Consider the following 8,176-nt stretch of genomic DNA (forward strand, 5'->3'; position numbering starts at 1 on the left):
GCCGGCATTGGCGACCACCGTGTCGATCCGGCCCATCTGGCGGACGGCCTCGGCCATGCCCTCGCGCACGGCGTTCTCGTCGGCCACGTCGACGACCTGGGTCAGGACCCTGACGCCAGAGGTCTCCAAGGCCTCGGCGGCGGCGGTGTTCTTCTTGCCGTTGGAGCCCCAGATGACCACGTCCGCCCCGGCCTGGGCCAGGGCCTCGACCATGCCGAAGCCGATGCCGCCATTACCGCCGGTGACCAGGGCCACCTTTCCCGTCAGATCAAAAGGCCGATAGGCCATGGGTCATCCTCCCGTTGTGTGTTGGGATTGAAGGACGGCAAGGAGAGGCCAGGCGTCAACCCGGATCAGCGTTCGAGGGCAGGAAATTCCAGCTGGCTGACGTCGTAGCCGAGGGCAGCGGCCTTCTCGACCATGACCTTCTGCTCGGCTTCGGTCGGCCTCTGCCGGGCAAATATGAAAAGGTTGCTGAACTTGGGGTCCGACGAGATGAACCAGCCGCCGGACGGGTCCCGGTGGAGGACCTGGTACTCCCAGACCACCAGGGGGTTGTAGGTCACCTTGAGCCGGGCCTGGACACCCGGGTCGAGGATCTCGCCGCGCCCGGCAATCTCGACCCGCTTGCCGTCCCGGTAGCAGGCGTCCAGCACATCGACCTTGCCGTCGGCGCGGGGGGTGTAGTCTGTGGTCGAGGCCACGCAGTTGCGGGTGAGCCACATGGGTCGGCGGGCGATTTCCAGCCAGCGGCCCGAATAGTGGGCGGCGACGTCCACGGGCTGGCGGGTGACGGGAGCCGGAGCCGCAAGGCTGACGGCGGGCGTGGCCAGCAGGGTCAGGGCGAGGAAAAGGGCGGAAGGTTTCATGGAGGTCTCCCCTTCCGCCCCAGATAGCGCCTCCGGCCCTAGCCTGGAAGACCCGGCTGGCTGACCCGGCCCGCCCCGGAGATGTTTTGCTCCAGCTGGTCGGGCCGGCGGGTGAGCTCGACCTCGCCGATCCCGGACACGTTGATCTTTGCGGACCGCTTTGGGCCCAGGGTCACCTTGCCCGCGCCGGAGAGGTCGACCTCGGCCTCTTCGATCTCGAGGGCGGCGAGGTTGGCCGCGCCGGTACCTGAGATGTCGAGGCTCGCCTTGCGGGCCTTGCCGGTGGCCGTGACGCGCCCGGCACCGCTGAGACTGATCTCGAGCGTGTCCTGGTCGTAACCGGTGATCTTCAGGTCCTGGACGCCGCCCATGTCGAAGTGGGTGACCCCGGGCGCCTCGATGACCACCTTCAGGGCACCGCCCTTCCAGCGGGATCCGTCGAAGTCGATGCGGCCGTCCTTGATCGTAATCTTGTCGAGCAGGGCGGCGGGCCCCTCCAGGCTCACGCTGCGGGCGGGACCCTGGATGTAGGTCACGTCAGCGAAGGCGTCGATATCGAGGGTGTCGGTACCGTCCCAGGCCAGCTTGCGGGTGGCACGCGGCCCGGAGTCGCCGAGGATGATCTCGGATCCATCTTCGGAATCGATGTGGAGATCCATGTCCTTGGTAATCTGGCTGAACCTGTCGTGTAGGCCTCTGGGTCCCCCGGCGAAGGCGATTGCGGCGGACAGGGCACCAATGCACAGGACGAACCCTGCGGCGGCGATGATGGCGAGTGTGCGGATCATGAGCGGACCTCCCCGCCTTCAAGGGCGGGCTTGAGAAGTTTCAGGTGCAGGCGGCCGTACCAGACCAGGGCGTTGACCAGGCCGATGGTGACCAGGGCGGTCAGGGCCCCCAGCGAGACAAAGCCGGCCATGACCCCGAGACCCGCCAGCATGGCGGCGGCGACATCCCGGGCAACGCCGGCGAAGGCGCCGATTACGAAGACAAAGGCTCCGGCCCCGAATCCCACCACCGAGGCGATGGCGAAGCCCAACAGCGTGCCGAGGATGGGCAGCAGGATGGGCAGCAAGATCAGGACATCGACGACACCCAGCCCTAGGACGGCGAAGATGGCGCCGGCGGCGGCCGAGGGATTGCGCTCGGCCTCCCAGCGCTTCAGGCCAGCCTCGGCCTTCAGTTCCCGCGCCAGGCGGGCGGGATCGCCAAGACCCGCAGCGACGTCACTCTCGCTGCGGCCGGCGGCGACACCCTCGTCGAAGTGGGCGGCGTAATCGGCCACAAAGTCCGAGATGGTTTCCGGCGGCAGGCCGGCGAGGCCGGACCGTAACCGGCCCAGGAAGAGCTCACGGCTCATTTTTCGTCTCCAAGGATTACACCGACAGCCGCTGAGAAGGACGTCCACTCGGCCTTTTGGGCGGAGAGGCTGGTCCGACCCACAGGGGTCAGCCGGTAATATTTACGGGGGGGGCCGGAGGGGCTTTCGACCAGGTAGGTGTCGACCAGTCCATCGGACTGCATCCGGCGCATGAGGGGGTAGATCGTACCTTCGCCCATGTCGATCGCCACCGCGAGGCGGGCGGCGATGTCATAGGCGTAGGCATCGGCGCGGGAGAGCAGGGCCAGGACGCAAAGCTCCAGGACCCCCCTCTTCAGCTGAACCTGTACGGCTTCGGGCAAGACAGATACCTCCTTCTGATGAAGAGGTATCTATCGCAAGGTATCTGTCATAGCAAGGTACCTTTTTTGGAAAGGTACCTTGCGTCGTCAGGTTGCGGTCCAGCCGCCATCCACCGACAGGGCAGCCCCCGTAGCGGAGGCGCCGACGTCAGAGGCCAGGTAGAGCAGCATGCCCGCCAGGTGCTCGTACTCGACGAACTTCTTGGTGGGCTGGGCGGCGAGGATGACGTCCTCCAATACCCGGTCCTCGGAGATGCCGCGGGTCTTGGCCTGATCGACGATCTGGGCCTCGATGAGGGGGGTCTTCACATAGCCGGGGCAGATGGCGTTGGCGGTGATGCCTGTGCGGGCCAGCTCCACCCCCAGGCCCTTGGTGAAGCCCACCACCCCGAACTTGGCCGCCACATAGGGCGCCTTGAAGGGCGAGGCGACGAGGCCGTGCGCCGAGGCGATGTTGATGATCCGCCCCCGGCCCTGGGCCTTCATGATGGGAATGGCCGCCCGGCTGGCGTGGAAGGTGGCGGACAGGATCACCGCAATCAGGGCGTCCCACTTTTCTTCCGGGAACTCGTCCACCGGTGCCACGTGCTGGATGCCGGCGTTGTTGACCAGGATGTCCAGGCGCCCGAACTCGCGAACGGCGTAGGCGATCAGGTCCTTGATCTCCTCGGGCCGGGTCATGTCGGCGGGATGGTAGCGGACAGCCGCGTTGGTCCGGGCCTGCAGGGCCTGGCGGTCGGCCTCGATCCTGGCCGGGTCGCCGAGGCCATTGAGGACCACATTGACCCCCTGCTCGGCCAGGGCGGTTGCCAGGGCCTGTCCGATCCCGCTGGTCGAGCCTGTGATGACCGCCACGTGGCCTTCGAGTTTGTAGTCGACGGCCATGGGCCTACTCCTTGTCAGCGCCGGCGGGCGCGGGTTGGGGCCGGGAAAAGACCCAGAGATCGGCCGAGGACTGCCCGGCCTGGAAACGGTAGCCGTCGCGGTCGAAGGCCTTGAGGTCGTCGGCACGCTTGATCCGGTTGTCGATGGCGTAGCGGGCCAAAAGCCCCCTCGCCCGCTTGGCGAAGAAGCTGATGATCTTGGAACTGCCGTCCTTCTCCTCGAGGAACTTGAGGTCGATGACCTGGGACCGCAGGGCCTTTCGGTTCACGGCCGAGGCGTACTCCTGGGAGGCGGCGTTGACGATGACGGGGTCGGCATGGCTGGCCAACTCCTCGGCAAGGGCCCGGCCCAGGCGATCCCCCCAGAAGGCGTAGAGGGTCTTGCCGCGCCGGGTGCGCAGGGGCGAGCCCATCTCCAGCCGGTAGGGCTGGATGCCATCCAGCGGCTTCAAGACGCCGTAGAGGCCCGAGAGGATGCGGACATGGTCCTGGGCCCAGGCCAGGGCCTGCGGGTCCAGCTCCCGGGCCTTCAGGCCGGCATAGACGTCGCCGTTGAAGGCGAAGGCCGCCTGCAGCGCCCCCTCGGAGTCGGGGTCGAAGGCCTGGAAGCGTTCGCGGTTCAGCACCGCCAGCTTTTCCGAAAGGTCCATGAGCGACCGGATCTGGGCCACCGACAGCTTTCGGGTCGCCGCGGCGAGCTGGGCTGTGTCGGCCTCCAGGACCGGACGCGTCAGGGGCGCCGGGACCGGGGGTGGGTCGAAGTTCATCGCCTTGGCAGGGGAGAGGAGGATCAGCATGTTGCGACTCTCAGAATAGCACGCGCGGGTTCAGGATGCGGCCCGGATCGAGGGCGGAGCGGATCGTGGTCAGGAGGGCGATCTCGGCGGGGTCCTTCTGGCGCCGCGCCTCATCGGCCTTCATGACGCCCAGGCCATGCTCGGCCGAGACCGACCCGCCCAGGGCGATGGCGATGTCGTGCACCCGGGCCTGGCCCTCGGCCCGGCGGGCGAGGTGGGCCGCGTTGTCCCCGCCCTCGGGCCGCAGGACGTCGAAGTGGATATTGCCATCGCCCACGTGGCCAAAGGCACTGATGCGACAGCCAGGGGCAAAGGCGGCCATGGCCCCGCTGGCCTCGCGCAGGAAGCGCGGGACCTGGCTGACAGGCACCGAGATGTCGTGCTTCCAGGTCGCCCCTTCGGGCTTCTGGGCGGCGGACTGGTTCTCCCGCAGGGACCAGAGGGCGGCGGCCTGGGACTCGCTCGCCGCGATGACGGCCTCACCGATGACTCCCGCCTCGGACGCCTCGGACAACAGGGTCTCCATGAGGTGGCCGGCGCCGGCTGGATCTGGAGAGGCGATCTCCAGGAGAACGCGCCAGGGCGGAGCCCCGGACAGGGGGTCCCGCTGGCCGGGGATATTGCGGAGGGCGAACTCGATGCCCTGGCGGGCCATCAGCTCGAAGGCCTCCAGGCCGGCGTCGGCGTTTCGCCGGGCCCGGGACAGAAGGTCGAGGGCGGCGTCCGGGCCCTCAAGGGCGACCATGGCCACGGCCCGGCCAGCGGGCCTGGGGAAGAGCTTGACGCTGGCGGCGGTGATGACGCCCAGGGTGCCCTCGGCGCCGGATAGGAGCCCCTTGAGGTCGTAGCCTGTGTTGTCCTTGCGCAGGCGGCGCAGGCCGCCCCAGACCTCGCCGTTGGGGAGCACGGCCTCCAGGCCCAGGACAAGGTCCCGGGCCGAGCCAAAGCGCAGCACGGCGACGCCGCCGGCATTGGTCGAGACCACGCCGCCCAGGGTGGCCGTCCCCTCTGAAGCCAGGCTCAGGGGAAACCGCCGACCGGCCTCCGCCGCTGCCGCCTGGACCTCCGCCAGGGTGACCCCGGCCTCGGCGACAAGGACGTCATCGACGGGGTCGACATCCCGGATGGCCCGCATCCGGCGCGTCGACAACAGGATCTCGCCCTGGGGGATCTGGCCGCCGACCAGGCCCGTATTTCCCCCCTGGACCGTGAGGGCCAAGCCCTCGGCGGCGCAGAAGCGGACGATGGCCGCGGTCTCCCCGGTCGTGGCGGGAGACAGCATCAGCGGCGTTGCACCACTCCAGCGGTCGCGCCATTCCACCAGGCGGGGAGCGAGGATTTCTGGGTCATCCGTCCAGCCCGACGGCCCGACCATGGCCTTGAGCCGGTTCAGCAGGGCGTCGGAGGGCGGGACAGTCATGCGGGGGAAGTTAGGCGCTCAGTGCCCCGGAAGCCAGAGCGTGCAGCTCAGCCGATGGCGCCCGCTGCCCGGCGCAGGCGGTCATTGATCGCCTCGCCCAGTCCAGCCTCGGGTATAGGTGCCACGGCGATGCCCGAGGCGCCCCGGGCATCCGCGGCCCGAAGGAAGGTGAAGAGGTTGGCGGCAGCCTCTTCCAGGTCCCCCGAGGGGCTGAGGTTGAGGACGTTCGGCCCTTCTGCGGCGGGTCCGAAGGCCAGGAAGGTCTCGCCCGGCCGTGGACCCTTGGCCTCAAGCCGGACGGGCGCTTCTGGGGCGTAGTGACGGGTCAACCGGCCAGGGGATCGGCGGGCGTCCGCCTCGGCTTCGGCCAGGGGGCCGACCAGGGCCTCGATCTGATCCCGGGTCACCCGCCCCGGACGGAGCAGGCGCGGCGTGTCCAGCAGGGCGACCACGGTGGACTCCAGCCCAATCTCACAGGGACCGCCGTCCAGGGCCACGGCTGCGGCCTCGCCGGTCTCGGAGAGCGCCGCCGCGAAGGTGGTCGGGCTGGGCCGTCCCGAACGGTTGGCCGACGGCGCGGCCACCGGGCCTGCAAAGGCCTCAAGTACCCTCCGGGCCAGGGGATGGGAGGGGACGCGCACCGCCACCGTGTCCAGTCCGGCCCGGGCCAGGTCGCAGACCCGCCCGCCGGCCTGGACCGGCAGGACCAGGGTCAGGGGACCGGGCCAGAAGGCGGCCGCCAGGATCTCGGCCTCGGGACTGAAGACGGCAATCCGGCGCGCAGCCTCCACGTCGGCCACATGGGCGATCAGCGGATTGAAGGCCGGCCGACCCTTGGCGGCGTAGACGGCGGCCACCGCACGCGGGTCCCCCGCGTCTGCCGCCAGACCATAGACGGTCTCCGTCGGCAGGATGACAAGCCGGCCCTCGCGAAGGGCGCAGGCTGCCGCTTCGGGAGATCCCGCCTCCGCCTCGCGCCCTGAAACGTCGGGCCGAAGCTCAGGCCGAGGACCCACCATCGGATCCACTCCCGCCGTCAGGGCCAAGAGGGCGAAGCTGGCCAGCCAGTGCTCGCCCATGTAGTCGCCGGCCACATGGGGCAGGCTGGCGTCGAGGTGGGCGTCGGCTGCGGCCCGGGCAGCAGCCGCCGCTGGGTCGCCGGTGTCCAGGGCGACGGCGATGTTGCGCCAGCACCAGGCCCGGGACAGGTTGAGGCCGTCGAGGTGAGCGATCTTGCCGTCGCTGCGGTCACTCACGCTGGCCGGGGTAAAGAGGCTGGCGGGTTCGCCCCCCGCCGCCCGGGGCAGGAAGCCCGCGAACCAGGTTCGGAAGTCTTCGCCGGGCAGGACCCGACGCAGGCACTCGGCCTCCATCAGGGCGGGCGACAGGAAGTCCTCGCCGGAGGGCTCCCAGGCCTGGCAGTCCCGGTCCAGGGCGTACCAGGCCAGGGCCTTGGCGCGCAGCAGGTCGCCCAGGCCGGCGTCGCTGGACGCCTCGGCATAGTCCAGGGCCAGGGCGAGGGCGAAGGCGGTGGAGGAATGCACCCCCGTGCGCACCGGATAGGTCGCCAGGGGCAGGTGGTTACGGAACCGGTCGGCGAAGTCGGCTGCGAGGGGGGCGAGGCGAGGCGCCCAGGGCCCGCCGAGGGCGATCAGTTCGGACTGGAGCTTCAGGAGCCAGGCCCAGCCATAGGGGCGCTCGAACCCGCGGGCAGAGGGACGGCGCAGGAAGGCGCGCTCGCCCTCCACCGCGACTTCTGTGAAGGCCTCCGCGAAACGGGCGTCGATCTCTGCGGCGATGGGGTGGTCCGGGAACCGGCGGCGGACGGCGGCGAGCAGCCAGTAGCCGTGCACGCAGGAATGCCAGTCGAAGCTACCGAAGAAGATGGGGTGCAGGCGTCGCGGCAAGGCCAGGTCACCGTCGTCAGTGAGCACCTGGTCCAGCTTGTAGGGCCAGGGGCGCGTGACGTGCCCCAGGGCGATCCGGGCGAAGCCGGCGGCAATCTCAGGGGTGAGCGGGAAAGGCGAGGACATTCATCAGGACCGTGTTGACGGCGAGGAGGACGAGCGCCGTGGGCGCCTGGGCCTTGATGACGGCGAAACGGTCGTCCAGGTCAAGCAGGGCAGCGGGCGCGAGGTTGAAGTTGGCCGCCAGGGGGGTGAGGAGGGTGCCGCAGAATCCCGACAGCATGCCGATGGCGCAGACCGCTGAAGGGTCGCCACCGAAGCGCCCGACCAGCACCGGCAGGGCCACGCCTGCGGTCATCACCGGGAAGGCGGCGAAGGCATTGCCCATCAGGACGGTGAAGCCCGCCATGCCCAGGCAGTAGACGACCACCGCCGCCAGGCGGGTGTCCATGGGGAAGACCCGGGTCACGGTCTCGCCCACCACGCCGCCCACGCCGGCCAGGGCGAAGACCGCTCCCAGGGCCGCAAGCATCTGGGGCAGGAGGGCCATCCAGCCGATTGTGTCTGCAAGCCGAAGGCCCTCGGTCAGGGGCGACAGAACCGGCTGGCGGAACAG

10 protein-coding genes and 1 pseudogene are annotated in these 8,176 nt (G+C 69.6%); all 11 read right to left on the bottom strand.

Annotated elements, in window-relative coordinates; all coding sequences use genetic code 11:
- Positions 1–288, bottom strand: a 288-nt coding sequence (locus WCJ52_RS09585; RefSeq protein ID WP_336903081.1) for an SDR family NAD(P)-dependent oxidoreductase, incomplete at its 3' end; no start/stop codon positions are given.
- A gap of 65 nt (positions 289–353) precedes the next feature.
- Positions 354–869, bottom strand: coding sequence for a lipocalin family protein (locus WCJ52_RS09590; RefSeq protein WP_336903082.1), 516 nt, complete (start codon positions 867–869; stop codon positions 354–356).
- Positions 870–907: 38 nt separating this feature from the next.
- A complete protein-coding gene (locus WCJ52_RS09595; protein ID WP_336903083.1) occupies positions 908–1,657 on the bottom strand; it encodes a DUF2807 domain-containing protein in 750 nt (249 codons plus the stop codon).
- Positions 1,654–2,229 carry a DUF1700 domain-containing protein gene (locus WCJ52_RS09600; protein ID WP_336903084.1) on the bottom strand — a complete coding sequence of 192 codons (576 nt, stop codon included), beginning with the start codon at positions 2,227–2,229 and terminating at the stop codon, positions 1,654–1,656. The genes WCJ52_RS09595 and WCJ52_RS09600 overlap by 4 nt, the downstream gene beginning before the upstream one ends.
- Positions 2,226–2,552, bottom strand: a complete 327-nt coding sequence (locus WCJ52_RS09605; protein ID WP_336903085.1) for a PadR family transcriptional regulator — start codon at positions 2,550–2,552, stop codon at positions 2,226–2,228. The genes WCJ52_RS09600 and WCJ52_RS09605 overlap by 4 nt, the downstream gene beginning before the upstream one ends.
- 87 nt (positions 2,553–2,639) lie before the next feature.
- On the bottom strand, positions 2,640–3,437 hold the full coding sequence (locus WCJ52_RS09610) for a 3-hydroxybutyrate dehydrogenase (protein ID WP_336903086.1): 798 nt from the start codon (positions 3,435–3,437) through the stop codon (positions 2,640–2,642).
- A 4-nt stretch (positions 3,438–3,441) separates the two neighbouring features.
- The gene (gene yaaA, locus WCJ52_RS09615; protein WP_336903087.1) at positions 3,442–4,233 is read right to left on the bottom strand and encodes a peroxide stress protein YaaA; all 792 of its coding nucleotides are present in this window, start codon (positions 4,231–4,233) and stop codon (positions 3,442–3,444) included.
- Between the two features lie 10 nt (positions 4,234–4,243).
- Positions 4,244–5,653, bottom strand: a complete 1,410-nt coding sequence (locus tag WCJ52_RS09620) for an FAD-binding oxidoreductase (protein ID WP_336903088.1) — start codon at positions 5,651–5,653, stop codon at positions 4,244–4,246.
- 47 nt (positions 5,654–5,700) lie between these two features.
- Entirely contained in the window at positions 5,701–6,672 is a 972-nt protein-coding gene (locus WCJ52_RS09625; RefSeq protein WP_336903090.1) for an L-threonylcarbamoyladenylate synthase, read from the bottom strand.
- Positions 6,673–6,705: 33 nt separating this feature from the next.
- Positions 6,706–7,686: pseudogene (locus WCJ52_RS09630) on the bottom strand (DUF2891 domain-containing protein); the annotation flags it as partial.
- On the bottom strand, positions 7,658–8,176 hold a 519-nt coding region (locus tag WCJ52_RS09635), incomplete at its 5' end, for a DUF979 family protein (RefSeq protein ID WP_336903089.1). The gene WCJ52_RS09635 and the pseudogene WCJ52_RS09630, both read right to left, overlap by 29 nt.

The organism is Phenylobacterium sp. (genome assembly GCF_037138395.1).
Lineage (GTDB): Bacteria > Pseudomonadota > Alphaproteobacteria > Caulobacterales > Caulobacteraceae > Phenylobacterium.